The sequence below is a fragment of the Nocardiopsis sp. Huas11 genome, from assembly GCF_003634495.1.
Classification (GTDB): domain Bacteria; phylum Actinomycetota; class Actinomycetes; order Streptosporangiales; family Streptosporangiaceae; genus Nocardiopsis.
On the sequence record NZ_RBKY01000001.1, the window covers coordinates 4,168,997 to 4,194,397 of the forward strand.

The following is a 25,401-nucleotide window of genomic DNA, read 5'->3' on the forward strand; positions in this document are numbered from 1 at the left end:
GCGCCATGGCGAACGCGCGAACGGAACTGGTGGCCCGCGTCGACGAGCTGTCCGACGCGGTGTGGGTGCTGGCCGCGCTCGCCGCCGCGGTGGGGGAGGACCCGCTGACGGACGAGCACGGGTCGCTGCTGGCGGCGTGCGGGCTCGCCGAGCGCGACGGCCCGGACGCGCCGTGGCGGCTGCGCGCGGACTACGCCGCGGTGCTCGGCGCCGCACAGGACCCGGCGGCCTTCCCGCGCCGGATCGCCGAGCAGTTGCGCCGAGCGGCCGACACCGCGCAGGGCCGCACCACACCGGACCGGTTCGACGACGCGGCCTTCCTCGCCGACGGCCGGTCCTCCGGGGCGCACATGCGGGTCTTCCTGGAGGCGCTGGCCGACCGGGTCCCCGGCTTCGCCGACCTGTTGGACCACGGCCGCCCGCGCTTCCTCGACGTCGGAACGGGGATCGGGGCGATCGCCGCCGCGCTGGTGGAGCGCGCCCCGGGCGCCGTCGCGGTGGGTGTGGACGTGGACGAGCGCGCCCTGCGCCTGGCGAAGGAGTACCTGGGCGGGCGCGGACTACGCGACCGGGTCGACACGCGCCTGCAGGACGTGGCCGAACTGTCCGAGACCGACGCCTACGACGTGGCGTGGCTCCCGCTGTCGGTCCTGGCCCCCGCGTCGACCGAGGCGGCGCTGCCCCGGCTGCTGTGCGCGCTGCGCCCCGGAGGCCTGCTGGTGGTCGCGACCGCCCTGGCGGCCGACCCTGAGGAGAGCCGGGAGGAGGGCGCGAACGTGCACGCGGCGGTCGTCCGCTGGCGGATGGCCCGGTCCGGTGTCACCCCGTGGTCGCCGGAGACGGTGCGCCGGCGCCTGGAGGCGTGCGGGTTCGAGGACGTGCGTTCGGTGGGCGCCCCGAGCGGGACGGTCACGGTCCTCGCCGCTCGCGTTCCGCGGGTGCGTCCCCACCAGGACGGCGCGCACGCTGGACCGGAGGTCACACGGAGTGACGAGATTCGGAGTCGCCGCCCGCGGAACCACGGTCGATGAGAAAAGGAAAACAACACTTCTCATGACCTCGGATTCCGGGGTGTGACGATGTCGTGACAGAATGGGCATGCCTTCTGTCCTCCTTTCGCCGACCGCCTGGAGGTCGGTCAATGGTGTAGGAGGAATCGGCCGATCATCCTACCCACGGTGGTCCTTCGACACTCGGCACGGTTCCATGGGGCGTCTTTCCAAGATGGAGCCCAGTCGTATCCGATGGCTCATGCGTACACCCATTCCCCTTGCCTAAGTTCGGTTCTGCGCGCCATATTCCTCCAGCAACGCAAGGAGCAGGCATTGAGCAAGGGCACAGTGTTCCGTCACCGCCACCTGGTAGCGGCAGCCGCCGCTTCCGTCGCCTTGGGATCGGCCGCCTGCGCCCCGGCCGTCGCCGACCTGGACGACAGCGCGACCGACTCCCCGTCGGCGTCCCCGTCCGAGCCGGGCTCCCCAGCGGAGCGGACCGCGACCGCGACGGTCATCCTGCTCGACCAGACCGTCGAGGAGATCGGCCCCGCCGACGATCCCAGCGGCACCGCCATCCTCAGCACGGTCTTCCAGACCGAGTTCGTCGGCGACCTCGCCGGCAACGGCTACCACGTCTACCTGGACATCGTCGACGCCGACCAGAACGCCACCAGCGAGGGCGCCGGGCGGTTCGTCGGCTCCCTGGACGGACTGACCGGCACGTTCGTCATGACGGCCACCGGTACGGCGGACGCCGAGGGCGCGATCAGCGCCGAATGGTGTGTCGTCGACGACTCCGCGACGGCCGAACTGGAAGGCCTGAGCGGGTGCGGTGAAATCTTCACCGACGGCTCACCGGAGGCGCAGGTGACGCTCGACTACACCCTTCCTGGGGCCGACTGATCTGCGGCGTTTCGCGCGTTCCTATTGGGAACACGCTTTCATATTCGACCATCGGATTCGACGTGGCCTTCTGGTCTTCGCCACTGGCCGGGATCGGCCACTGGATTTCTTTGCGATGCGATGTAGGCTCGGGTAGCCCAAGGCCACCGATGGTCAGAATGTGAGGCGCACGCATTGCATCTTCTGTTGATCGACAACGCGCGTTTGTACGCGGAGCCGTTGGCGCGGAGACTTCGGGGGCATCCGTCCACCTCCGATGTCACGCTCTGCACCCCCCTTGAGCTCGGGGACCATGTGAGCCGGGTCCCACTCCTCTACGACGCCGCACTCGTCAACGTGTCCATCCCCAACGCGGCCGAGCTCATCCGGTCCCTGGAGAACGTCCCCCTCACCGCCATCGCGCTGGGGGTGGAGGAAACCGACCAGCACCTCCTGCGGCTCGCCGAGTCGGGTGCCTCCGGCTACGTGCCCCTCCAGGGCGATGTCGACGACGTCATCGGCAACACCGAGGCCGCCATCCGCGGCGAGCTGAGCTGTCCTCCACAGATCACCTTCTCGTTGTGGCGCCGTATCGGCTCCATCGCCGCCGACGACCCGCGCGAGCGGCCGACCGTCCACCTCACCCGCCGCGAACAGGAGGTCCTCTCCCTCATCGCCCTGGGGGCGTCCAACCAGCAGATCGCGCGCGAGCTGTTCATCGAGTTGCGCACCGTCAAGAACCACGTCCACAACATCCTGCGCAAGCTCGGCGTCAAGCGCAGGGGAGAGGCGGCCTCGCGCGCCCGCGAACTCATCGGCTGGTCCTCGGTCACCCCCGGTGACACCCGAGGACGTCGAGCTCGAAACCCTGATCGTCCAGGTGTGTGATCGGCACCAGCCCGGTCACCCGCTCCACGACGCGGTGCACGTTGAAGCCGTCCCACCCCCCACCGGGACCGAGGTCCCGACGGTGGACGCACACGAGGTGTCCGTCCGGGCGCAGCCGCGCCCGCACCCCCTTGAGCAACAGCTCCAGGTCGGGGAGAGCGAAGTAGTACAGGAACTCCGACAGCACCACCAGATCGAACGTCTCGTCCGGTAGGTCCGCCGGCAGGTGCGCCCGCTCGACCCGTACATGCGGGTCGGGCACGGCGGCGCGTGCCGCCCCCACGGCCTTCGGTGCGCTGTCCACCGCCAGGAGCCGGTCGCAGCGTTCGGCGAGCCCGCGCGTGAGCACACCGATCGAGCACGCGGGCTCGTACCCGGACGCGTACCGCTCCCGGGGCAGCCCGGCCAGGGTCAGCGCGTACTTGCGCCGCTCGTACCAGCGCTCGGCCAGGCCCCACGGGTCGTCGGCCCGCGCGTACCGCTGGTCGAAGTAGGCCGCGGGGATCGACTCCCGGTGCGGTTCGGCGTCCCCTTCCGAGCGGCGCCGCCGCGCAGTGCGGCTCACGGCACCCCTCCCACCAGGTCCATGTTGGTCCGCGCCCAGTCGAGGTAGGCGCGCAGCCCCTCGGCCAGGTCCGTGCGCGCCGGTGTACCGAGCACCCGTTCCAGGCGCGCGACGTCCGCCGCCCCGCCGTCCGGGTCGCCCTCCGGCCGGGGGCCGCGCACGACCTCGGTGCCGGGCACGAGGTCGGCGACGGCCCCGGCCAGGTCCGCGATGGTCGTCGCCGTTCCGGTCCCCACGTTGACCGTCGTGCCCGAGGCCTCCGGAGCGGTCGCCGCCGCCACCACCGCGTCGGCCACGTCCTCGACGTAGACGAGGTCGCGCACCTGGGAGCCGTCACCGTGGACGACGAGCGGAAGCCCTTTGAGCGCCCGGACCGAGAACACGGCCGCCGCCCAGCTGTGGCTGCCCGGTTTGGGGACCTGGTGGGGTCCGTACACGCTGAAGAACCGGAGCACGGTGACGGGGACGCCGAACAGTGAGCCGTACAACCGCCCCTGCCGCTCCACCCACGCCTTGGAGTTGGCGTAGAGCATGCCCGGCTCACCCGGTGTGTCGTCCTCGCGGAAGAGGGCGCCGTCCGCGGGCGCGGCCCCGTAGACCTGCGCGGAGGAGGCCAGGACCACGCGCGTGCCCGGTGAGCGGCGGGCCGCCTCCAGCACCGTCTGGGCCGCGCGCATGCTCCCGAAGTCACGGTCGGGGTCGGAGGTGCAGGCCGCCACGTCGGCGCACGCGGCCGCGTGGACCACCACGTCCGCGTCGAGGACCAGGGGCCCCACGACCGCCGGGTCGGAGGCGTCCCCGCGCACCACGTGTGCCAGGCCCGCGATCCCGAACCGTTCGACCTGGTCGAACCCGTAGCCGTCGAGCGTGTCCACCACGACCGGTGCGGCACCGGTCTGGGCCAGCCGCCGCACGATGTGGCCGCCGATGAACCCGGCACCGCCCGTCACCAGGACCCGCCGACCTTCCAGCGATCGCGTCACACTAGGCATGGAACCTCCTGAACAGGTCGGTCGACGACGCCGTCACCGCGTCGTCGGTGAACACGGTCCTGCCGCCGAGCCGTTCCACGAGTGCCGTCTCGGCGCGCAGCCGCACGCACGGCCGGCGGGCGTAGTCGTGGCCCTTGACGTAGACGTCGGGACGCAGCGCCGTGATGACGTCGGTCGGTCCGGCGCCGCGCGCCAGGTGGACGTGGTCGACCATGGCCAGCGCCCCGACGACCGCCGCCCGATCGGCGGAGGGGAAGGCGGGCCGCCCCGGCCCCTTCGCGCACGCGGTGTCGGAGCTGACGCTGACGACCAGCACGTCGGCCAGGTCCGCGGCCCGGGCCAGATGGTGGATGTGGCCGATGTGGAAGAGGTCGAAGCACCCGTGGCACAGGGCGACGGTGCGCCCCTGGGCACGGGTCCGCTCGGAGAGCCGGCGCAGCTCCTCCAGGTCGGCGGGCTTGGCGCCGTCAGCTCCGCGCATGGCCGCCCACCGCCCCGGACAGGGCCGCGGCCGCGGCGGCGCGGCTGGCCACACCGAGCTTGCCGAGGATGCTCTGCACGTGGTTCTTGACGGTGTGCGGGCGGATGCCCAGTCGTCCCGCGATCTCGCGGTTGGCCAGCCCCGTCGCCATCAGCGCGAGCACCTGGGCCTGGCGCCGGGTGAGGCGGTGGCCGCCCAGTGTCCCGCGGCGCGAGACCTCCCTGACCGCGTCGGCCAGCCGTTCGGGCGGCTCGTCGACGGAGACGAACCCGGCCGCGCCGGACGCCAGCGCCTCCGACAGGACGCCGGGGTGTCCCATGGCCCCCACCACCAGCACCGCGGCCGTACCGGAGCGACCCCAGCGCGCGATGCTGACGCAGGACGGATGGGCGACGTCGACCAGGACGACGTCGACACCGACGTCGCCGACCGGGGGAGCGCAGGCCCAGACGGCTCTGATCCCGGCTCGGACGAGTTCCCCGGCCAGGCACTCCCCTCGTGCGGAGAACGCGTCGACGACCAGCACTCGGGGGTTGTCATCCATCTGTCTCCTCGATCAGGGCCACCGGAACTCGTCCGCCGGCGGTGGACGGTCCTGCGTGTTCGGTGCCGTTCGGCCGTCCCGCCTCCGGGGCGCGGCCGGTACCCGCGGGCGCCTCCTCCTCCAGGGCCGGGGCCGCGTCCCACTCGCGCAGGCGTGCGGCGGGGGTACGGGAGTGCCCGGCCGTGCGGCCGGCGGGGCGGACGAGGTCGTGCGGGCGGCAGCGGGGAAAGGACAGCGACGAGCGCTCGGTGACGTGGCGGCCCGCGTACCGCGCGGCGGCGCGCATCGCCTCCGGCCACGGCGCTCCCAGGGCACGGGTGGCCAGCAGGGCCGCGGTGAACGCCTCTCCGGCGCCGTTGGGATTGAGCGGCGGGGCCTCGGGCTCGGTGGCCGGTCCCTGCTCCAGGCGTGCGTCGCCCAGGCGCAGAACGCTGCCCCGGGGACCCCGGGTCACCACGACGGCCGGGACGGAGCCGAGCTCGGGGACCGCGGCGAGCACCGCATGCTCGCCCTCGTTGGCCACCAACAGGTCCACCGCGCCCAGGAGCGCGGCCCGCTCAGCGGGGCGCATCGCCGTGAGTTCGCGGCACTGAGCGTGGTGTGGCACGAGCACGAGACGGCGTCCGCGCACCCGCGCGGCCAGACCCGTCAGAGGGGTGGGCGAGCACACGACCAGGGGGACGGGCGACGCCGATGGCGGCCCTGCGGAAGGCTCCGGCGGTGGCGCGGCGGACGGTGGGGGCTCCGGGGGCGGCAGGCTGCGGTGGGTCACCGTCACCGACTCCAGGCTCGGGGTCACCAGGGTGATCGCGTGGTCGAGGGGGCCGCGATGGTGGTGCGCCCGCACGTGCACACCTTCGGCCTCCAGCAGGTCGCGGGCCCGCCGGGTGTCGTCACCGTCGCCGAGCGCGGTGGACAGGCGGACCTCGGCGCCCAGACGGCGCAGCGCCAGGGCCAGGCAGGCCCCCGGGCCGCCCGGGACGCGCTCGTGGGCGGCCGCGGTCAGGCTGACGTCGAAGTCCAGTTCCGAGCCCACCCAGTAGACGTCGTCCTGGTAGGTCCCTCCGAGGACCTCGAACGGTGTCATCGCCCTCCTCCGCCGCGCACGAGTTCCTCCAGATCCTGGACGAACGCCTCCAGGGACGGCAGGGCGAGTATGCGCCGCTGCATGGCGCGGGCGCGGCCCAGGAAGGCCGGATCCGCCAGCACCGTGCGGCACGCGTCCGCCACCGACGCGGCGTCCAGGCGCTCCCAGTCCAGTGTCCGGGCGAGACCGAGTTCGGCGCAGCGCGCCGCGATGATGTGGTTCTCGGCGATCCACGGGACGGTCACCATGGGCACGCCCGCGCGCAGCGACTCGCGCACGCTGGTGAACCCGGCGTGCGTGAGCAGCAGGTCCGCGGTGTCCAGCAGCAGGGGCTGGGCGACGGTCTCCACCACGTGGACGTGCTCCGGGGCGCTCTCGCGCAGTGCGGGCCCGCGTCCGGGCCCCACGGCCACGACCGCCTCGGCGCCGGTGCGCCCCAGCCCTTGGATGATCGACTCCAGCCGTCGGTCCGCGGCCCGGAAGAGCGGTGCGACCGTGCCCAGGCTCGCGTACACGAGAGGGCGCGCGGGGTCCAGGTCGGCGAGGAAGTCCGGCAGCCGGTCGCCCGGCTGGTCGACGGTGTGGTGTCGGTAGTGGCGCAGGGTCGGGATCGCCGACTCGGCGGGGTCGTACTCCGGGGGCATGAGGTGGGCGTGAAGGTACCCGTACACGCGCTCGGCCCGCGGGTCGGCCGGCAGCCCCAGCGCACGGCGCCGCTCGTCCAGCGGACCCGCCAGCAGCGCCGGGTCAAGGAACTCGGTGACGCGCCCCACGACACCCACGGAGGCGTGCGGCAGGCCCAACGCCTCCGCCGCGAGGCAGCCGCCCAGTTCGTAGGCCTCGCGCACGACGGCGTCGGCGCCGAAGTCCGCGGCCTGCGCCATGACCTCCTCGGCCATGGCCAGGGCGCCCTCCCCGGGCAGCCCCTCGGTGACCAGCCGGCGCATCAGCTCCGCCACCTCGTCGGGGGTGATCGTGTCCGCGTCGAACAGGGGCGCGAGCATCCCGGTGATCCAGTCCTTGCCCGCGGGCAGATGGCGAAGCCCGTACCGCTCCACCTCGGACCGGAAGGACTCCGGGGCGCACACCGCGACGTCGTGGCCGCGGGCCCGGGCGGCCTCCGCGACGGAGACCAGGGGGCGCAGGTGCGTCCCGACGGGCAGGGTCGTGAACAGGATCCGCATGGACACCTTCCATCTGGGGGGCGGGGCGGCGGCCCGGGAACCGGTGGTGCCCGCCCGGGCGGGCACCACCGGCGTGCGGACCACTAGTCCACGAGCGCCGTCAGCTCGCTCTGGGTGGTGGTCTTCATGCACACGACGCGCCCGTCGCCGTCGTACAGGGCGACCTGGCCCTGCTGGACGTAGGGCTGACCGATCGGCGGGATACGCGTCAGGTCACAGTGCATGACCGCCGGCAGGCGGTTGTGGAGGGTGCCCAGCGGGGTGTCCGCCGCGACGAACACCTCCTGGACGCTGCGCACGGGCTCGGTGCCGAACTGCACGAGCGGCCCGATCTCCAGACGGCCCAGGGTCGGGCGCATCATCGGGTCGTCCGCGCGCCCGGCACGCAGCCGGATACGCTCACCCGGCCACAGCACCGCGCTGGTGCCCACGGCCTCGTAGGAGACGGTCTCCAGGTCCAGGCGCAGCGCACCGTCCAGGGTCAGGACGGGGTCGTGCAGCCGGATCTCGGACTCCTCCGCGACGAGGGTGATGACCTCCTCGGGGGTGTCGGCGGAGGCGTCGCCCCCGAACTTGAGGGTGATGGTGGTCTCCACCCGCGCCTTGAACCCCAGGCTGCCGTCGCTGAGGCGGCGGCGGGGGATCATGACGTCGACCAGGTTGCTGGTCTTGGTGCGCAGGAGTTCGGCCGCGATGGCCGGGTCGGCCTCCCGCAGACGGTCCTTCAACGGGTCGGTGACGGTCATGTCACGCTCCTTGTCAGGCGGTTGGTGTCGTTCGGTGCCGGCCGTCGTCACAGGCGCCATCCCGGCCGGGCCGGTGCGGCCAGGTAGGCGTCGATCGCGTGGAGCAGGGTCTGGGGCACGGGGACCGGGTCGAAGCCGTCACCGGTCCGTTTGAGCCACGCCAGTTGCTGCTCGCCACGGGCCACCAGGGCCTCCCGGCCCGAGACCCGCCAGTAGTCGAACCGCAGGGTCATGCGGTTGCGCACGACGTCGGAGACCCGCATCCGCAGGGCCACCTCGTCGAAGGCGTACAGTTCGTCGAGGTAGTCGCAGGCCGCGCGGACGGTCACGAGGGCGTGCTCGTGATCCAGCGACTCGACCACCTCGGGGGCCGCACCGCGCAGGAACAGTTCGCGGCAGTGCCCCTGCCAGCGCAGGAAGTGCGCGAAGTACACGTTCCCGAGCTGGTTGGTCTCGTCGAGGGTGACCACGTGCCGGTACTCGAACGACTCAGGCATGCCCGCCCCCTCCCGCCGGACCGCCCGCCAGCGCCACCACGTGGTCGCCGTCGCGCAGCACCGCCACGGTCAGGTTCCCGGCCGCGAACACCGTCCAGGGGCCGTCGCAGTGCCCGAGCACGAGGGGGCCGCCGGGGCGCCCCGCGCACTTGCGCGCGGCCTCCCGGGCGGCCCAGACCACCGCCGCCAGGTACTGGGGCCCCGCGTCGGGCCGCGCCTCGGCCACGGCCGCCACCAGGGCGCCTCCTTCGTCGCCGATCAGACCCCCGGGGTCGTCGGGCACCTCGTCCAGGCGGACCAGGTCCACGCCGACCGGTTCCGACCCGGTGGCGACCAGTGTGAAGGGGCCGCAGTGCGTCACCGACACGTGGTCACCGCTGGAGAGCTCGGGGCGGCCGTCGGGCCGGCCGCGGACGGTCACTCCCACACCGAGGAGACGGTGGACCGCGCGGGCCCGGCGCCGGATCGGGGTGTCCCCCGACTCCACCGCCGCGCGCAGGTCGGTCACACCGATCAGGTCGCGCCCCCGGCGCTCCACGTACGGCGCGAGGAGTTCGGGGCCCATCGGCCGGGGGCCGGGGCCCATCATCCTCAGGCGCAGGCCCTCCCAGCGCTCCAGGACGGTGCCCCTGTCGTCGACGGCTTCCATGTCGAAGACGTGCTCTCCGTCGGCGGCCCACCGCTCCCGTGCGTGGAGCACGGCGTCGCAGGCCTCGGTGTCGAACACCGTCACCCGCTCCACGCCGACCGGGAGCAGGCGGTGGCCGGGCAGGCTCGCCTGGAGGGCGTGGATGGCGGCGTCGCGCCTGCCCGCGTCGCCCATCAGCAGCCGCTGGGGCAGGTGGCGGGCGAACCAGTGGTCCTCGGTGGTACCGGACAGGTCGGCCACGCAGTCGAAACCGGTCAGCCGCCGATAGCCTCGCACCCGGCGCAGCGGACCGCCCTGGAAGAACAGACCGCCGTAGAGGCGCTCACCCGGGTCCAGCGGGACGTCGGCGTCCGGGACGGTGGCGAGGGTGAGGGTGCGTTCCCTGGACGCCTCGGCCTTGGCCTCGTACACGGCGGAGAAGTGGTCCACCGCGAACCCGGTCGCCGAGCTTCGCAGGACCGTGCGCACCGTGCCGTCCGGCCGCGCCAGGGCGGCCACGCGCAGCACCGTGTCGTCGTCCCCGACCACCACCGGGGCGGAGAACTCCACCTCCGACAGCGCGGCGGGGCGGTCGTCGTCGAGCAGGACCGATGCCGCCTGGGCCATGGCCTCGATCCCCATCACCGCGGGGAGCAGGCGGTCCCCCTCGAAGGCGTGGTGGTCGAGGTAGGGGTCGGTCGCCGCGGACAGGGAGACGTCGGCCACCAGCTCCACACCGGGGACCAGGCGCCGCACGCGCTCCAGGAAGCGGAGCATGGGCACGTCCCGTTCTTCGGTGAGCAGCGTGGGCGCGTCACCGTACCGGCCGGTCACCACCAGTCTGTCGGCGGCGTCCGGGGCGGCGAGCAGTCGGTACATCAGGTCCAGGCCGGCGTCCAGGGGGATCGGGTCGATCCCCCGCCGAACGAGGGCGTCCAGGCTCCCCAACCGCTCGCCCATCCCGGCACCGGACCACACCGACCAGTCCAGGGTCAGCGCCCGCCCCTCGGGCAGGGCGGCGCCGATGCGCGAGGTGACGCGCCCCAGCCACTCGTTGGCCAGGGCGTAGTGCGCCTCGCCGGGCAGGCCCGTACGCGCGATCAGGGAGCCGAAGGAGACGAACCACCGCAGTGCCGCCGGATCCAGGGCCGCCGCCACGTTGCGGGCCCCCTCGACCTTGGGCGCCACCGCGCGTTCCAGCCGGTCCCGGTCCAGCTCCTCCAACGCGGCGGGCTCATTGGTCCCGGCCGCGTGCAGGACCCCGGTCACCGGCCCGGTCTCCCGTACGACCCCTGCCAGCGCGCCGCGCACCGCGTCGGCGTCCAGGACGTCGGCGCGCAGGTAGGAGAAGTGGACGCCGTCGGCCGAGAGGCGTTCGAGATTGGCCGAGAGTTCGGTGTCCTCGGAGGGGTCGGAGCGGCCCATCAGGACGATCCGTGCCCCGGTGCGCCGGGCGATCTCGCGGGCGCACTCGGCGCCGATCCCCTTGCCGCCCCCGGTGACGAGGACGACGTCGTCCGGTCCGAACGGAGCCTGCTCGCTCGGCGGCTCGACCAGGGGGCGGTGGCGCATCCGGGGCTCGCTGCGGTGGCCGTCGGTGCGGTAGCGGCATTCCCGATGGCCACCGAACGCTGCCAGGAGCGCGGTCTCGGCCGTGACGTGCCCGGCAGCCGCGGGGTCGGTGTCGGTGACCGTCACCACCGCCGTGGGCAGCCCTCGTTCGAGGTGGACACTGCGGGCGAACCCCGCGGCCGTGGCGTGGTCCGGCCCGGAGTCGTCCTGGACCACCACCAGGCGTTCGGCCCCGGACAGGGCGCCGACGGCCCGTGCGACCAGGTCGAGCCCCTCGTGGTGGCCGCCGGGGCCGCCCGGGCGCAGGACGACCGTCCCGTCGCCGAGGTCGCACTCGGCCAGCGCGGCGGCGAGCCCGTCACCGGGCGCCGCGACCACTGTGGCACGGCCGGTGGGGACCCCCTCGGGGACGGGGCCGAGGGGGCGTTCGACGTCCTCCACGGTGAACACGCGCGCCCAGCCCTCCACGCCGGGCACGGTGTCCTGCGTCTCGGACGCGGCGGCGGTCCCCGCGCCGTTGGACAGCAGTTCGGCGATCTCGGCGACCGTGGCCGCGGAGTACTCGGTCAGGTGGGAGGGGACCGGCAGGTCCAGGCGCCGGGCCGCCTCCGCGATCAGCTGGGCCACCGCGATGGAGTTCATGTGCAGGTCGGCGCGCAGGCCGGTGCCGGGGCCGACCGAGTCGAGCGGGAGCTCCACGCGTTCGGCGACGAGCGCGCGAACGGCCGCCACGGCGTCGGTCTGCTCCCCGGAGGCGTCGGCGCCGACCGGGACCGGCGCTCCGGCGGTCCGCGCGGAGGCGGTGTGCTCCGGCTCGGGCGCGGCGGCGGCCGGAGCCGTCTCGCACGGGTTGGCCAGGAACACGGGTCGGCGGTCCGGGTCCAGCGGGCGGGTGAACCGGTCCTGGTGCAGGGCCGCCGTGCGCACCGGTCGGCCCAGGGCCCAGGCGGCGGCCGCCGCGGAGAGCAGCCCGCTCAGCGCGGGCGAGCCGGCGCGCACGGCGAACGCCGTCCGGCCCTGGGCGGCGGCCAGGCCCGCGAGGATGCCGTCGGGCCCGGCCTCCACCCACACGTCCACGTCGCCGGCGGCCGCCAGCGCGTCGGAGAACAGGACCGGGTCGGTGACCTGGCGGACCAGGTGCTCGCGCAGGTCGGTGCGGGCGGCCAGCGGGCCGCCCGTGACCGTGGAGGCCACGAAGCGTCGGGGCGGGCCGAGGCGGGTGCGCTCCAGTGCCGCGCGGAAGGCCGGTACGGCCGGTTCGACCAGGGGGGAGTGGAAGGCGCGGGCGACCGGCAGGCGACGGCCGCCCAGGTCGCGCACCACCCGCTCGACGGCGTCCTCGGTACCCGAGACGACCGTCTCCTCCGGGCCGTTGACGCACGCGACCACGGCGCCCTCGGGCAGGAGGCCGCGAACGGCCCGCGCGGAGCGCGCCACCGCGGCCATGGCGCCCCGCTCGCCTTTCGAAGCCGCCATGGCCGTGCCGCGCGCCGCGACCAGGTCGAGCAGCGCGGACGCGTCGAGGGCGCCGGCCCAGTGCAGCGCGGTCAGCTCGCCCAGGCTGTGGCCCAGGCCGACGTCGGCGTGGACGCCCAGGGCGTCGAGGGCGCGCAGGCTCGCCACGGAGGCCGCCGCGATGCGCGGCTGGGCGACCGAGGTGTCGAGGGCCGGATCGCCCTCGGGAAGGGCGAGTCCGTCGAGGAATCGGCCGATCTCGGCGAAGCGCCGGGCCAGCAGACCGCCTCCGGAACCGACGGAAGCGGCCTGCCCGGAGAACAGGAACCCGATCCGGGGCCCGGGCCCCGTGCCGACCGGGGGAGCGGTGAACACGCGGGGGCCGAGCACCCGCTCGCCGACCGCGGCGGCGGCCTCGCGCAGCAGCGCGGGGAGCCCGGCGCCGGCCGGGGCGACCACGGCCGCCCGCCAGGGGCCCTGCCCGGGGTCGCGGGCCAGCGACGCGGCCAGGTCCGACTGCTGCGCGAAGGTGAGCGTCACGGCCAGCTCGGCCGCCCGCTCCAGCCGCTCGCGCAGGTCGGCCGGGGAGCCGTCGGCGAACACCCACAGTTCCGCGTCCTGGCCCGCCGCCCCCAGCCGCGCGGTCCGCCGGTCCAGGCCGGTCCGGCGGTGCGCGGCGGTGCCCTCCAGCACCAGGTGGGCGTTGATCCCGCCGAAGCCCATCGAGCTGACGCCGGCGCGCGGTGGGTGGTCGCCGCACCAGGCCTCGGGCTCGGTGGTCGTGCGCAGCCGCGCGTCCGGGCCGACGAGCGCGCCGATCGGCTGCTCGCAGCCGGACGTCGGCGGAAGGACCTGGGTGTGCACGGCCAGCGCGGCCTTGATCAGGCCGGCGACGCCGGCCGCGGCCTTGGTGTGGCCGATGAGGGCCTTGACCGATCCCAGGACGGGCCGCGGACGGCCGGGCTCGGGGGCGCCGACCAGAGCGGACAGGGCCGCGGCCTCGGCGGCGTCGCCGATGGCCGTGCCGGTTCCGTGCGCCTCGAAGTAGCCGACGGTCCGGGGCGAGAACCCCGCGATCCGGTAGGCGCGTTCCAGGGCCAGGAGCTGGCCGCCGCTCTCGGGCCGGGTGATGGCGGCGGAGCCGTCCGAGGACACGCCCCATCCGCGCAGCACCGCGTACGGCCGCAGCCCTCGCGCGAGAGCCTCCTCCAGGGCCATGAGCACGACCATGCCGCTGCCCTCTCCCGGAAGGAAGCCGGTGGAGCGGCGGTCGAAGACGCGCATCCTGTCGCGGGCCAGGGCCCCGGCGCGCGAGAAGCCGACCAGCTCGAAGGGGTCCAGGCTCAGGTCCACGCCACCGGCCAGGACCATACGGGCCCGTCCTTCGGCGATCTCACGGCACCCGTGCACGACGGCCAGCAGGGAGGAGGCGCAGGCGCCGTCCACCGTGTATCCCCCGCCACCGAACCCGTAGTGGGAGCAGATCCGCCCGGCGATGGTGTTGGACAGGCCTCCGGCGAGGGTGTCGCCGTCCGGTTCGGGAAAGGGTGCGACGAAACGCGCCCGCAGCTCCTCCAACAGGTCGGGATCGTCCATGCCGCGGTCCCTGAGCAGGTCGGCCACGACCCGGCGGACGTAGGGCCAGCGCGTCCGCAGCACGTTCGCGCGGGTGAACTCGCCGGCCAGGGTGTTGCCGACCAGGACGGCGGTCTCCTCGGCGTCGGCACCGCTCATCGCCCCGGCCGGGTCCAGCCCCGCGTCGGCCAGGGCGCGCCCGGCCACGTCCAGGGCGAGCCAGTGGGTCAGGTCGGTGGCCCGGTAGGTCGATCCGGCGACGCCGAAGGCCGCGCGGTCGAAGGCGTAGTCCTCCAGCACCGAGGCGTGGGTGACGGTGATCCTGTCGGGATCGGCCCCGGTGTCGCTCCCGTAGTCCGCCAGGCTCAGTCGCTCGGCGGGGATGCGCCGGAAGGAGGCCCGCCCGGCGACGCTGTTCTCCCAGAGTGTGGTCGGTGTGGCGGCTCCGCCGTAGGCGCAGGCCATCCCGACGATCGCGATACCGGTCATCTCCGGTCCCCCCGCATGGCGTTGACGTACAGGTACAGGCCCCGGACCGCGCAGACCGCCACGAGCGCGAAGAACAGTCCGAAGGAGATGTGGGCGGCGGTGAGGAGGCCGTAGCCGGCGGCGACCGCGAGGCCGAACAGGACCTGGTTGCGGGGCTTCGACGGGGTCGTGGCCGGGTCGGTGACCATGTAGAAGGTGAACAGGACGAAGGCCAGTCCGGTCACGGGCGCCAGGACGGCGACCGGCGCGGCGTCCAGGAGCAGGACCCGGAGCAGACCCTGGGCCGCGAACCCGCCCAGCCAACCGAGGATCAGCCACCCGCGCCGGGTGAGCTTGAGGTTGAGCAGGCTGCCCGTGGTGATGATGATCGCCGGCAGGATCCAGTCCCAGACACCGAACACGTTCTCGGTGAAGTGGTAGGGCGGCGCGATGCCGACCCAGGTGAACGTCACCAGAGTGGCGGCGATGCCGAAGTTCGACGGGTTGAGGACGTGCCTGCGCCCCGGTCCGATCCGTACTCGCAGCACGGTCTTGGAGGCGAGGGCGATGACCACGCCGTAGACCACCGGCCACACGGTGGCCCCGGAGTAGAGCAGCATGCTCACGGCCAGGGCGGTGATGTGGGCGGGCAGCAGGAAGTCGACGAACGCGGCCGGTCGGCCCAGGAAGCGGGCCCGGCGCCCGTTGAGCCGCGCGTCCAAGTACTCCAGGCCCAGCTCCATGCCGTAGGCCGTGGCCAGGGCCGCCAGTGGCGCGAGGACCGCGGGTTCGAAACCCAGGACCGCGTAGCCCGCGATGTTGAGCACGGTGATGGCCGCCGCGAACCGCCGCAGAGCGGTGATCCGCACGTCCTTGGGAGGCGGGGCGGATGTGGTGGGCACCGCGGCGCCGGCGCCCTCCGCCGCTCCGTCCTCCCGGATCCGGAGTTCGGTCACGACGCGTCCCCCGTCCCTCTGAGGTCGGCACGGTCGGTCAGTACGACGGTGTGGTGGCCGGCGGTCAGGGTGACCACCTGACGGTGGGGCCGGCCCCTCTCGTCGCGCCAGGCGAGTTCCACTGAGAGATCCTCCTCGGGGGCGGTGTCGCCGAGTCCGACGACGATCTGGGTGCTGCCCTTGCCGGAGTGGCCGTTGCCCCCGTCGACCTGGGCCGCGTAGACCCGCCCGTCCGGCGCCGTGACGCGTGCGGCGGCACCGACGGCGGGGGTGGTGCCGTGCTCGGCGGGCCGCACGAGGTCGAGTGCGAGCGAGGTGCCCGCCCGCGGCGAGTCGTTGCGGTACAGCACGGGTGCGTCCCACTGGTTGGCGACCGCGATGTCCAGCAGCCCGTCCCCGGTGGTGTCGGCCAGGGCGATACCGCGGCTGACGGTGCTGTGCCCGACCCCGGCCCGGTCGGAGATGTCGGTGAACCGCCCCCGGCCGTCGGGCCGCGCGAACAGGACCAGCCCGCCGTCCCCGGACAGGTCCGTGCCGGGCCCGAGCCGGGGCCACACACGGGGGTCGGCCAGGATCTCGTCGTTGGCCAGCGCGAGCTCCTGGATCTCCGGCCACCGGTCGACCTCGCCCGCCACGAACCCGGTGGCCTGGACGACCTCGGCGTGACCGCTGTTGTCCAGGTCCGCGATGCGGATGTCCCAGCCCCACCCGGACCTGGACAGGCCCAGTGAGTCACTGCTCTCCCGGTAGGGGGCGCGCCCCTCGGCGAGGGCACCGGCCTCGCCGGTGTCGACCCAGACCATGTTGCTCTCGTGCAGGGCGAACTCCTCGGTGATGTTGCTGACCGCCATGTCGAGGCGTCCGTCGCCGTCGATGTCGCCGAAGTCGATCCCCATCCCCTTGAAGGAGTCCTCGCCCAGCACCTTGGACCCGGGCGTGGCGACGGTGCGCGTGCCCCGCACGACGGTGAACGCCGGCTCACCCGGCACGGAGTCGTTGCGCAGCAGGCGGTCGGGGCCGAAGTCGTTGGACACGTGGATCTCCGGCAGGAGGTCGCCGTCGAGGTCGGCGGCCCCGAGCGCGAGGGTCCAGCCGTCGGCGGTCTCGGCGTCCAGGGCGTGGCCCGCGTCGGTGAACAGCGTGTCCTGCCCGGAGTCCGCACCCAGGAGCAGCCGGTTGGTGCCGCCGTTGGCGGCTCTGGACATGGAGTGCTGCATCGTGGGGGCACCGCCGCCGGAGGTGTCCAGCACGGCCGCGTCGTCGGGGAAGTAGTTGCCGAACATCAGGTCCGTGCGGCCGTCGCCGTCGACGTCGGCGACCAGGGAGGCGTTCGTGAACCACGTCTCGTGGCCCCCCTCCAGCAGTTCGACGGCCTCGTAGGCGTCGGCGGAGGGCGCCTCGTCACCGGCGGCGGTGGACAGGTGGAGCGTGGGGCTGCGCCCCCAGTAGTAGACGAGCAGGTCCATGCGTCCGTCGGCGTCGGCGTCCAGCGGGTGGCACCCCATCGGTGCCATGGTGTCGTCGTAGGGAAGGCCGCCGGTGTCCAGGGCGAAGGCCTCGTAGCGTTCCTCGCCGGTCGGCGCCGGTGCGACGACCGCCCGGTCCACCCGGGGGTCGACGTGGCACAGGTCGTCGGGGGTCCCGTCGCCCTCCAGATCGGTGGCGGCGATGCCCGCTCCCACGCTCGATATCCAGGCCTGGATGCGCTCGTAGTCGGGGTGGACCTGCCGTGTGTCCTGGGTGGGCAGCCCGTCGGGGACCGCGATCTCCAGGGGGGTGAACGCGTACCCCGCGGCGAGTTCTGCCATCTCCTCGGCGCCGGGCTCGGGCAGCCGGGCGGTGAGGAAGGCCGCCACGACGAGCACGACGGCCACCGCCTTGGCGGCATGGGCGCGCAGGGGAGAAGGGGGCACGGGACTCCGATCAGAGGACACTGGGCGCCCCCGAGCTCAGCCGGGCGGCGATACCGCGGCGCCACGCCTCGTAGACCGGCAGTCCGCTCGGCGGGGCGGCGTGTGGTGCGTCCGGTGCGTCCGGTGCGCGGTCGAGGGCGGCCAGGACCTCGTCGGTCACCGCCGCCGCCTCCTCCACCCCGGTTCCGGCCAGATCGGCCACGGCCCGGCGAGACCGCTCGGTCACCGGTCCGAGTTCGATGAGGGCCTTGGCCGCGAACGCCGCGCCCTGGGCCAGGGCCGGGCCGTGGCCGTGTGCCGAACTCCGCAGGACGTCGGTGTGCGGTGCCCCGGTGAACACGGCGGCCAGGCCGGCCCCGCTCCACAGGTCGGCGTGGTAGCGGGGTGCGTACCGGGCGACGGCCCGGGCGACCAGCTCGGGTTCGGCGCACGAGCTGAACCACAGTGCACGGCCGATCCCCTGCGCCACGGCGTGGCCGACGTAGCCGGGCAGCGGGGACCGGTGCGGTCGTCCCGGCGCGAAGAACTCCTGGTGGAACCCGTGGCCGTCCCAGGCCAGCCAGCCCAGGAGCGGGTCCAGCTGTCGGAGCACCGGTCGCCACAGCGGGCGCGGCAGGCGGGCCAGGGCCCACCCGGCTCCCACCTGGGCCGTGTAGCGGCTGCGTCGCGCGGGGCCGGCGACGAAGCGCGAGAAGCCGGTTCCGTGCGGCAGGCTCAGCGCGTCGGCCAGGCACAGGGCCATGCCCGCGCCCTCGTAGGCGAAACCCGCGCTCGGGCCGTCCTGGACGCGGAAGGTCTCGGGGGCCGCGGCCAGGTCCTGCAGAGCCGCCGTGTACCCCGCGTGGAAAGCCGCTCCGGCGCGTTCCAGGTCGCGGACGGCACTCGGGTCGCCCCGGTGGAACCCGCGTGTGTCGAACGCGGTCTCGTCGGCCGAGAATCCGAGCAGGGCTCGGCCGATTCCCGACATCGGCAGGCTTATGTACACGATCACCGCCTTGGTTGATTCCTGGTTGAACCTATGCGGCTTCGCAAAACAACCCAATAGTCGGGAAGTACCAAATGTGGTGCGGATAGAACCAAAAAGGTACCAATGCGGCATCCGGGAATACTCGGGACCAGGGCATATCGCTAGAAATGAGGGATGATAGCCATTGTTGGAGCCGGCCTGGCCGGTCTGGCCTGCGCCGTCGAACTGGACCGGGCCGGGTACGAGGTGACCCTGTACGAGGCCTCCGAACGCGTCGGGGGGCGCTGCTGGACGGTCCGCGACGCCTTTCCCGGCGGCCCGCCGATCGAACGTGGAGCCCAGCTCATCGACTCCACCGACACCCTCCTCCTGCGGCTCGTCGAACAGCTGGGTCTGGAGGCGGTCGACCTGCACACGACCCAGCCGGCGGGCACCGCGCCCCTGCTGCGGATCGGAGGATCCCCCTACCCGCTCGACGAGGCGGCCGACGAGTACACCGCACTCGACCCGATCGTGCGCGCCGACCACCGGGCAGCGGGGGACCGGCCGGGTCGCGGCCGCATGACGCCCCGTGCGGCCGAACTCGACCGCGAGTCGGTCGCCGACTACCTGGACAGGACGGTCCCCGGGACCCGGCTGGCCGCCTTCCTCACGACCGCCTACACCTGGGAGCTGGGCGCCGACGCCGCCCGGCTGAGCGCCCTGCACCTGGTGGGGATGCTCGGACGCAACCCCCCGGGGGAGTTCGGGCTGTTCGGGCCGGCCGACGCCCGCTACGCCCTGAGGGGCGGCGCGGGCCTCATCGCCGACCGCCTGGCGGAGCGCCTCTCCGGGCCGGTGCGCCTGGGCCACGCGCTGGTCGCCCTCAGACGCGGCCGGAACGCGCGCACCACCCTGGTCTTCGACACCGGCTCCGGCCGCTACGAGACCACACCGGACCGCACCGTGCTCACCGTCCCCTTCTCCGTCCTGCGCGCCGGAGTCGACCTGGACCGCTCCGGATTCGGCTCCGCCAAAATGCATGCCGTCCGCACGCTGGGCATGGGCACCGCCACGCGGACGCACCTGGAGTTCGACGGACGCCCCTGGACAGGGGTCGGCGGCAACGGGGCCGCGGTCTCCGACGGCGGATTCGAGGCATGCTGGGACGAGACCCTGGCCGACGCCGGCACGCCCGGGGCTCCCGCGGTCCTGGTCAACCTGCGCACCGGCCGCACCCAGGCCGACGGCGCCCCCGCCCTGGCCCGTGCCTTCCTCGACGAGTTCGAGCACCTGGTGCCCGGGGCGCGTGCCCACTGGACGGGGCGGGCGGTCTCCTGGGACTGGTCGCGCCACCCCTGGTCCCTGGGCACCTACGCCTTCTACGGGCCCGGCCAATTCGGTGCGCTGGCCGGAATCGAGGCGGTACCCGACGGGGACTGCCATTTCGCGGGCGAGCACACCAGCCCGTACGACAGCGGAATGAACGGCGCGATATCAAGCGGCATTCGTGCGGCGCAAGAGATCATGGGATCCAGATAAGTACCAGATCCGACACCGGGCCGTTCGAACACCTCGCCTAAACGACTACTTTGAGTGGTAGCTTTGTTGACCGGGAGCACAAGTAATCCCGAATTATCCACGGCCCCATGAAATGAGGTAGGAAATGTCCGGTGCCTTGAAGCCCACCCTCGTGATCATCAATCTGCCGGTCGAGGACCTGACGGCGGCCACCGCCTGGTACACCAAGGTCCTGGGCCGCGAGCCGCTCGGTGAGCCCTCCCCGACGGACGTCGAGTTCGAGCTGCGCGACGGCGTGAGCCTGCTCCTCACCACCGGCGACGAGGCCGCCTCCAAGGCCGGCTGCAAGGTCCTGCTCGGCGTCGAGGACCTCACCGCCGAGCAGACCCGGTTGACCTCCCTCGATGTCAAGAGCAGCGACCGCGAGGAGATCGAGGGCGCCCTGGCCTGGTGCGACTTCACCAGCCCCGAGGGCCACCACCTCGGGCTCGTCCAGGCGCTCTCCTAGAGGGCGGAGCGGCCGAACGGGGGTCCCGGAGTTTCCGGGACCCCTTCGTGTGTCCGAGGGACCACATCAGGACCCCGGCCCGGTCCCGATACGCCGATTCTCTGGTCCCTATTGCCTATGGAACGCGTCAACGGGTCGTCTCTAGGGTCGCGGTATGAGCGATGAGCGGTCTGCCCACCACAAGAAGGCCCTTTACGGGGACGGAATCGCCGATGTCTTCGACACCTGGTACGGAGAGGACGGCGACGCGAGCTGCCTGTCCGCGCTGAGCAAGCTCGCCGACGGCGGCCCGGTCCTGGAACTGGGCGTGGGAACGGGCAGGGTCGCACTCCCGCTCGCCCGAGCCGGACTCCAGGTCACCGGTGTGGAGTCCTCCCCCGAGATGATCGACCGCCTGACCGCCAAACCGGACGGCGACCGTGTCCGTGTCATCGAGGGCGACCTCGCCGACGTTCCGGCGCAGGGACCCTTCTCCCTGATCACCTGCGTGGACAACACCCTGTTCCTGCTGGAGTCCCAGGACGAGCAGGTGCGCTGCTTCGCCAACGCGGCGAGCCGCCTGAGCCCCGGGGGAGTACTCGTCATCGAGGTCCCCGCACGCGTCCCGCGCATGGACGAGGACGAGCAGGGCGTCTTCGTCGAACACGTGGGGCACGACCGCGTGGGCCTGTGGATCGTCGACCACGACCGCGCCCGGCAGCGCATGTTCATGCAGCAGGTCTCGTTCGAGAACGGTTCGACCCGGCTCATGCCCGTCCCGGTCCGCTACGCCTGGCCCGCCGAGATCGACCTGATGGCCCGCATGGCCGGCCTGCGCCTGCGCGACCGCTGGAGCGGCTGGGAAGGGGAGGAGTTCACCTCCCGGAGCGTGCACAACATCTCCGTCTACGAGCGAAGCGAGGACACCGTTGGCCACGCCTGAGACGTTCCACCTCTGGAACAGCACCTGCATGCCCGCACACCTGGGCTACCTGCGCACCGACGAGATGATCGTCGAGGGAGACGGCGTCCGCGTCCGCGACGACGGCGGACGGTGGTACCTGGACTTCCGGTCGGGCTTCTGGAACGTGACCCTCGGCTACGGCCACGAAGGGCTCGTCCGCCGGATCCGGGACCAGGTCGACCGGCTGCCCTACGCCCACATGTGGGGCTACGGCCGCCCCTCGCGCATCGCCGTCGACTGCGCCGCGGCCCTCGCCGCAGTCCTCCCCCAGGGCATCGACCACGTGCGCTTCCAGGCCAACGGCGCCCAGGCCGTGGAGACCGCGGCACTGCTCTCCCGCCACCTGCGCCTGTTGCAGGGCACCCCGGAACGGCGCGCGGTGGTGGGGCTCTGGGGCGGGTTCCACGGCTTCGGCCCCGGGGCCAGCGCCATCACCGGCCTGGCCTACCTCCACCACCACGCGGGCCCCCTGATGCCCGACGTCATCCACACCCGCGCCCCCCACGGCGGCGACGGCGACACCGCGGCCGACCTGCCCTCGGCCCTGTCCGTCCTGGAGGACTACGGGCCCGACCGCATCAGCGCCGTGGTGATCGAACCGGTGATCGGCGAAGGCGGACACGTGCTCACCCGGGAGCAGGCCGCCGAGCTGTCGGCGTTCTGCCGCGGACACGGCATCCACCTCATCGCGGACGAGGTCACCACGGGCATGGGCCGGACCGGGGCCTACACCCGCTGTGAGCAGATCGGGTTGGAACCGGACATCCTCCTGCTCGGCAAGGGGATCACCAGCGGCTACGCCGGGCTGTCCGCGGTGTGCCTGAGCGATGGCGTCTACCAGGACCTCATCGCCGCACCGGTGGAGCGGTTCTTCGCGACCGGCTCCACCCACGACGGGCACCCACTCGCGCTGAGCGCCACCATGGGCGTCCTGGACGCCCTGGCCGACGGCAAGGTGTTCGCCAACGTCGCCGCCCGGGGCGAGCAGCTCCGGTCCGGCCTGGCGGACCTGGCCCGGTCCCACCCGTCGATCTCCGCCGTGCGGGGCACCGGGCTCATGTACGCGGTCGAGTTCGCCTCCGCGGCCGCCGACGACCCGTGGTACGTCAACAAGGTGCGGCTGGCCCTGGAGGAGCGCGGCGTCCTCGTCTCGGTCCTCAACGCGGTCCCCGCCCTCATGCTCATACCGCCCCTGGTGGTCGAGGAGTCGGACGTGGCGGACATGCTCGGCGGGCTCGACACGTCCCTGGCCGCGCTCGCCTCCGGCTGGTCGCCGGCCGACCCGACCAAGGGGTTCGTCTGAGTGCGCCTGCTGCTGTGGGACATCGACCACACACTGGTGCGCACGACCGACTTCGACCGCGAGGTGTACCTGCGTGTGGCGGCCGAGGCCGTGGGCGTCGAGGAACCGCGGCTGCCGCCGTCGGGCGCCGGGCGCACCGAACCACAGACCGTGGACGCGCTGCTCGGCCTCAACGGCGTCGGCCCGCGCCGCCGGCGGCGCATGCTGCCGCACGTCCTCGAACGGCTGCGCGAGGGCCTCACCGCGGACCCGGACCGCATGCGCGCCCTGGGAGGAGTCCTGCCGGGCGCCCGTGCGGCGATGCGCCGGGCCGCCGCGCTGGAGGACCTGTTCGTCGGCGTCGCCACCGGCAACCTCCGCGGAGTCGCCGAGGCGAAGCTGTCGGCCTTCGGCCTGGACCGCCACGTGGACTGGCGCCGAACCGGGTACGGGGACGACGCGCCCACCAAGACGGGGGTCGTCGCGCGGGCCCGCCGGGCGGCGGGTTCGCTCCGCGGGCAGCCCTTCCCCGCGGAGCGGACCCTGCTCGTCGGAGACTCGCCCGCCGACGCCGCCGTCGCCCGCGCGGGGCAGGCCAGGGTCCTGGGAGTGGCCAGTGGCCGCGCCTCGCCCAGGGAGCTCATCCTGGCCGGTGCCGACGCGGTCCTGCCCGACCTGGCCGACACCGGGGCCTTCGCGGACGCCGTGCTGCGCCTGCTCCGCTGAGCACCGGCGGGTTCTGCGACGCCCACCCTCCGCCGGCCCTTTCACGCCACGACCGCCCCCTCACGACCACTCCTCGCCAGAACCGCCCTCCGTCGGCCAGCCCCGGGACAGGGGCGGCACACCGACGCACGCTGGAGGCCCCATGTCCCCTTCTCCGACCTCCCCTGCCGCCGCGGACGCTCCTGCCCTCGACCCCGGGCGGGCCCGGGACGCCTTCGCCCTGGTGCCCAGCGCCGTCACGGTCGTCACCGCCCGCGGCGCCGACGGCCCCGCCGGGTGCACGGCCAGCGCCGTGATCCCGGTGTCCCTGCGCCCTCCGAGCCTGCTCGTCTCCCTCGGAGAGGACAGTTCCACACTGAGCGTGCTCCTGGCCGCGGGCTCCTTCGCCGTCAACGTCCTGACCTGGGAGGACCGTGGGCTGGCCCACAGGTTCGCCACCGGGTCCGCCGCGGACCGCTTCGCGGGCCTGGAGGTGCGTGAGGTGGGAGGCGTCCCCGCTCTGCCGCGCTGCGCCGCGCTGCTGGTGTGCGAGATCCGCGAGCACCGGCCCTGCCTCGACCACGTGCTCGTCGTCGGAAGTGTCGTACGGGCCGAGGGCGGGACCGCTCCCGCCACCGTCCTGCGCGAGCGCGCGCACCACCCCGTTCCCCGCAGGGACGACCCCGTGTGAGAGCGGGGCGGGTCCGAGACCCGGTGCGCGTCCGCTTTGCTTCCGGGCAGGCCGTGCACCCCTGCCCCCGCCCACGCCCCTCGCACTCCGCCGTACCCCGGGCCCGCGTCCACGCGGCCCGGACCCGACCCCCCGTGTCGACGAAGGGACAAGGCCCCCATGGAGCAACGACCGGCCGCCTCCACCCCTCTGGGCGAAGGCATCCACAGCATCAACGCGCGCCGACACCGCCCGGCGCTGTGGGCGTTCATGGTCGTCGTACTCGCCCACTGGGCCGAGCACGTCGTCCAAGCCATCCAGATCTACGTCCTCGACTGGCCGATCCCCGAGGCCCGCGGCGTGCTCGGCATCCCGTTCCCGTGGCTGGTCACCTCCGAGTGGATGCACTACGGCTACGCCCTGGTCATGCTGGTCGGCCTGATCCTCCTGCGCCCGGGCTTCACCGGCCGCTCACGCGCCTGGTGGACCGCGGCACTGATCATCCAGGTCTGGCACCACCTGGAACACCTGCTCCTGCTCATCCAGGCGATCGCCGGGTCCAACCTGGCCGGACGGGAGGCGCCCACGAGCCTGATCCAGCTGCTCATCCCGCGTGTGGAGCTGCACCTGCTCTACAACGCCCTGGTCTTCGCGCCGATGGTCGTGGCGATGTACGTGCACACCCACCCGCGAGACGACGAGGCCGCGACCATGGTGTGCTCCTGTGCGGAGCGGCGGTGGGAGGCGGCCACGTGAGTCGGACGGCGCCCCCGCGGGGGAGGGCCTTCCCCGCGGTGGCACTGGTCCTGGCCGTCCTCCTGGTCTGGGCGGCGGTCTCGGGCCTGGACCGGAGCCTGAGGGCGGCTCGGGCGGACGGCGCCCCCGGTTCGTTCACCGCCTCCCACGTGGACTGCGTCCAGCACCCCGGACACGAGTCCTGTACCTGCTACGGCGTGTTCGAGCCCGACGGGGGCGGCCCCGTCCACGAGCAGGTCTACCTCTACGGCCGCGATCGTCAGACCTGCGAGATCGGACAGGTGACAGCGGCCGTGGACATCGGGTCCGCCAACCGGGTCTATGGGCCGGAGGGCTCCAACGAATGGATCCTGACCCTCGGACTGGCAGGTGTCGGGCTCGGCCTGGGGGCGTGGGCGGTCCTCGCCTGGCGAGCAGCGGGCCGCCCTCGGAAGGTCGACTAGGCCGTGTCCCTTGGGTACCGGCGCGCCTACTTCTCGAGGCGCCTGACAGCAGTGTCGACCGTGCCGACTGTGCTGACGGTGCCTGTGTGGCGAATGGTGTGAGTGTTGCGTATGTGGCCAGATTCGGCCAGACGCGACGCGCATGCTCTCCGCCACCGAGGGAACAAGGCGGTTTCGTAAGGCGGAAACCCCCAGCGGC

The 25,401-nt window shown here is 73.5% G+C and carries 23 protein-coding genes; 11 read left to right on the forward strand and 12 right to left on the reverse strand.

Annotated features, from left to right (window positions below; all coding sequences use genetic code 11):
- Positions 1 to 5: 5 nt before the first annotated feature.
- From DFP74_RS18975 to DFP74_RS18985, 3 genes are all read left to right on the forward strand, one after another.
- Positions 6 to 1,031, forward strand: a complete 1,026-nt coding sequence (locus tag DFP74_RS18975; RefSeq protein ID WP_121183329.1) for a cyclopropane-fatty-acyl-phospholipid synthase family protein — start codon at positions 6 to 8, stop codon at positions 1,029 to 1,031.
- Between the two features lie 294 nt (positions 1,032 to 1,325).
- A complete protein-coding gene (locus tag DFP74_RS18980) occupies positions 1,326 to 1,898 on the forward strand; it encodes a DUF3224 domain-containing protein (protein ID WP_158613020.1) in 573 nt (190 codons plus the stop codon).
- 294 nt (positions 1,899 to 2,192) lie between these two features.
- Positions 2,193 to 2,765, forward strand: a complete 573-nt coding sequence (locus DFP74_RS18985) for a response regulator transcription factor (RefSeq protein WP_158613021.1) — start codon at positions 2,193 to 2,195, stop codon at positions 2,763 to 2,765.
- On the opposite strand, the gene DFP74_RS18990 is transcribed toward DFP74_RS18985, so the two are convergent.
- From DFP74_RS18990 to DFP74_RS19045, 12 genes are all read right to left on the reverse strand, one after another.
- Entirely contained in the window at positions 2,707 to 3,330 is a 624-nt protein-coding gene (locus DFP74_RS18990; RefSeq protein WP_121183335.1) for a bifunctional 2-polyprenyl-6-hydroxyphenol methylase/3-demethylubiquinol 3-O-methyltransferase UbiG, read from the reverse strand. The two genes, DFP74_RS18985 and DFP74_RS18990, sit on opposite strands and share 59 nt — an antisense overlap.
- The gene (locus DFP74_RS18995) at positions 3,327 to 4,322 is read right to left on the reverse strand and encodes an NAD(P)-dependent oxidoreductase (protein WP_121183337.1); all 996 of its coding nucleotides are present in this window, start codon (positions 4,320 to 4,322) and stop codon (positions 3,327 to 3,329) included. Before DFP74_RS18995 ends, DFP74_RS18990 begins: the two co-directional genes overlap by 4 nt.
- Positions 4,315 to 4,803: an adenylyltransferase/cytidyltransferase family protein gene (locus DFP74_RS19000; RefSeq protein WP_121183339.1), complete on the reverse strand. Its 489-nt coding sequence runs from the start codon at positions 4,801 to 4,803 to the stop codon at positions 4,315 to 4,317. Before DFP74_RS19000 ends, DFP74_RS18995 begins: the two co-directional genes overlap by 8 nt.
- Positions 4,790 to 5,347, reverse strand: a complete 558-nt coding sequence (locus DFP74_RS19005; protein ID WP_121183341.1) for a LuxR C-terminal-related transcriptional regulator — start codon at positions 5,345 to 5,347, stop codon at positions 4,790 to 4,792. The genes DFP74_RS19000 and DFP74_RS19005 overlap by 14 nt, the downstream gene beginning before the upstream one ends.
- Complete coding sequence (locus tag DFP74_RS19010) at positions 5,340 to 6,434, reverse strand: carbohydrate kinase family protein (RefSeq protein ID WP_121183343.1); 1,095 nt, start codon at positions 6,432 to 6,434, stop codon at positions 5,340 to 5,342. The genes DFP74_RS19005 and DFP74_RS19010 overlap by 8 nt, the downstream gene beginning before the upstream one ends.
- Positions 6,431 to 7,618, reverse strand: a complete 1,188-nt coding sequence (locus DFP74_RS19015) for a glycosyltransferase (protein WP_147453884.1) — start codon at positions 7,616 to 7,618, stop codon at positions 6,431 to 6,433. The genes DFP74_RS19010 and DFP74_RS19015 overlap by 4 nt, the downstream gene beginning before the upstream one ends.
- An 83-nt stretch (positions 7,619 to 7,701) precedes the next feature.
- Positions 7,702 to 8,364 (reverse strand): hypothetical protein, encoded by a 663-nt coding sequence (locus DFP74_RS19020; RefSeq protein WP_121183347.1) that lies wholly within the window; start codon positions 8,362 to 8,364, stop codon positions 7,702 to 7,704.
- A gap of 47 nt (positions 8,365 to 8,411) precedes the next feature.
- The gene (locus tag DFP74_RS19025) at positions 8,412 to 8,861 is read right to left on the reverse strand and encodes a thioesterase family protein (protein WP_121183349.1); all 450 of its coding nucleotides are present in this window, start codon (positions 8,859 to 8,861) and stop codon (positions 8,412 to 8,414) included.
- Entirely contained in the window at positions 8,854 to 14,580 is a 5,727-nt protein-coding gene (locus tag DFP74_RS19030) for a type I polyketide synthase (protein ID WP_121183351.1), read from the reverse strand. Before DFP74_RS19030 ends, DFP74_RS19025 begins: the two co-directional genes overlap by 8 nt.
- A complete protein-coding gene (locus DFP74_RS19035; protein ID WP_199725707.1) occupies positions 14,577 to 15,515 on the reverse strand; it encodes an enediyne biosynthesis protein UnbU in 939 nt (312 codons plus the stop codon). The genes DFP74_RS19030 and DFP74_RS19035 overlap by 4 nt, the downstream gene beginning before the upstream one ends.
- Positions 15,512 to 17,428 (reverse strand): VCBS repeat-containing protein, encoded by a 1,917-nt coding sequence (locus tag DFP74_RS19040; RefSeq protein ID WP_199725708.1) that lies wholly within the window; start codon positions 17,426 to 17,428, stop codon positions 15,512 to 15,514. Before DFP74_RS19040 ends, DFP74_RS19035 begins: the two co-directional genes overlap by 4 nt.
- A gap of 10 nt (positions 17,429 to 17,438) precedes the next feature.
- Positions 17,439 to 18,419 carry a DUF1702 family protein gene (locus DFP74_RS19045; protein WP_233571032.1) on the reverse strand — a complete coding sequence of 327 codons (981 nt, stop codon included), beginning with the start codon at positions 18,417 to 18,419 and terminating at the stop codon, positions 17,439 to 17,441.
- 150 nt (positions 18,420 to 18,569) lie between these two features.
- On the opposite strand from DFP74_RS19045, the gene DFP74_RS19050 reads away from it, so the two are divergent.
- The 8 genes from DFP74_RS19050 to DFP74_RS19085 all read left to right on the forward strand — a co-directional run bounded on the left by DFP74_RS19050 (position 18,570) and on the right by DFP74_RS19085 (position 25,202).
- Positions 18,570 to 19,916, forward strand: coding sequence for an NAD(P)/FAD-dependent oxidoreductase (locus tag DFP74_RS19050; protein WP_121183355.1), 1,347 nt, complete (start codon positions 18,570 to 18,572; stop codon positions 19,914 to 19,916).
- Positions 19,917 to 20,040: 124 nt separating this feature from the next.
- Complete coding sequence (locus DFP74_RS19055; protein ID WP_121183357.1) at positions 20,041 to 20,403, forward strand: VOC family protein; 363 nt, start codon at positions 20,041 to 20,043, stop codon at positions 20,401 to 20,403.
- A 154-nt stretch (positions 20,404 to 20,557) separates the two neighbouring features.
- Positions 20,558 to 21,325, forward strand: coding sequence for a bifunctional 2-polyprenyl-6-hydroxyphenol methylase/3-demethylubiquinol 3-O-methyltransferase UbiG (locus tag DFP74_RS19060; protein WP_121183359.1), 768 nt, complete (start codon positions 20,558 to 20,560; stop codon positions 21,323 to 21,325).
- Between the two features lie 28 nt (positions 21,326 to 21,353).
- A complete protein-coding gene (locus tag DFP74_RS19065) occupies positions 21,354 to 22,649 on the forward strand; it encodes an aminotransferase class III-fold pyridoxal phosphate-dependent enzyme (RefSeq protein ID WP_147453885.1) in 1,296 nt (431 codons plus the stop codon).
- Positions 22,650 to 23,354 carry an HAD family hydrolase gene (locus tag DFP74_RS19070; protein WP_121183363.1) on the forward strand — a complete coding sequence of 235 codons (705 nt, stop codon included), beginning with the start codon at positions 22,650 to 22,652 and terminating at the stop codon, positions 23,352 to 23,354.
- A gap of 142 nt (positions 23,355 to 23,496) precedes the next feature.
- Positions 23,497 to 24,024 carry a flavin reductase family protein gene (locus DFP74_RS19075; protein ID WP_121183365.1) on the forward strand — a complete coding sequence of 176 codons (528 nt, stop codon included), beginning with the start codon at positions 23,497 to 23,499 and terminating at the stop codon, positions 24,022 to 24,024.
- A 159-nt stretch (positions 24,025 to 24,183) separates the two neighbouring features.
- Entirely contained in the window at positions 24,184 to 24,759 is a 576-nt protein-coding gene (locus tag DFP74_RS19080; protein WP_121183367.1) for a hypothetical protein, read from the forward strand.
- 38 nt (positions 24,760 to 24,797) lie between these two features.
- The gene (locus DFP74_RS19085) at positions 24,798 to 25,202 is read left to right on the forward strand and encodes a hypothetical protein (RefSeq protein WP_121183369.1); all 405 of its coding nucleotides are present in this window, start codon (positions 24,798 to 24,800) and stop codon (positions 25,200 to 25,202) included.
- Positions 25,203 to 25,401 lie beyond the last annotated feature (199 nt).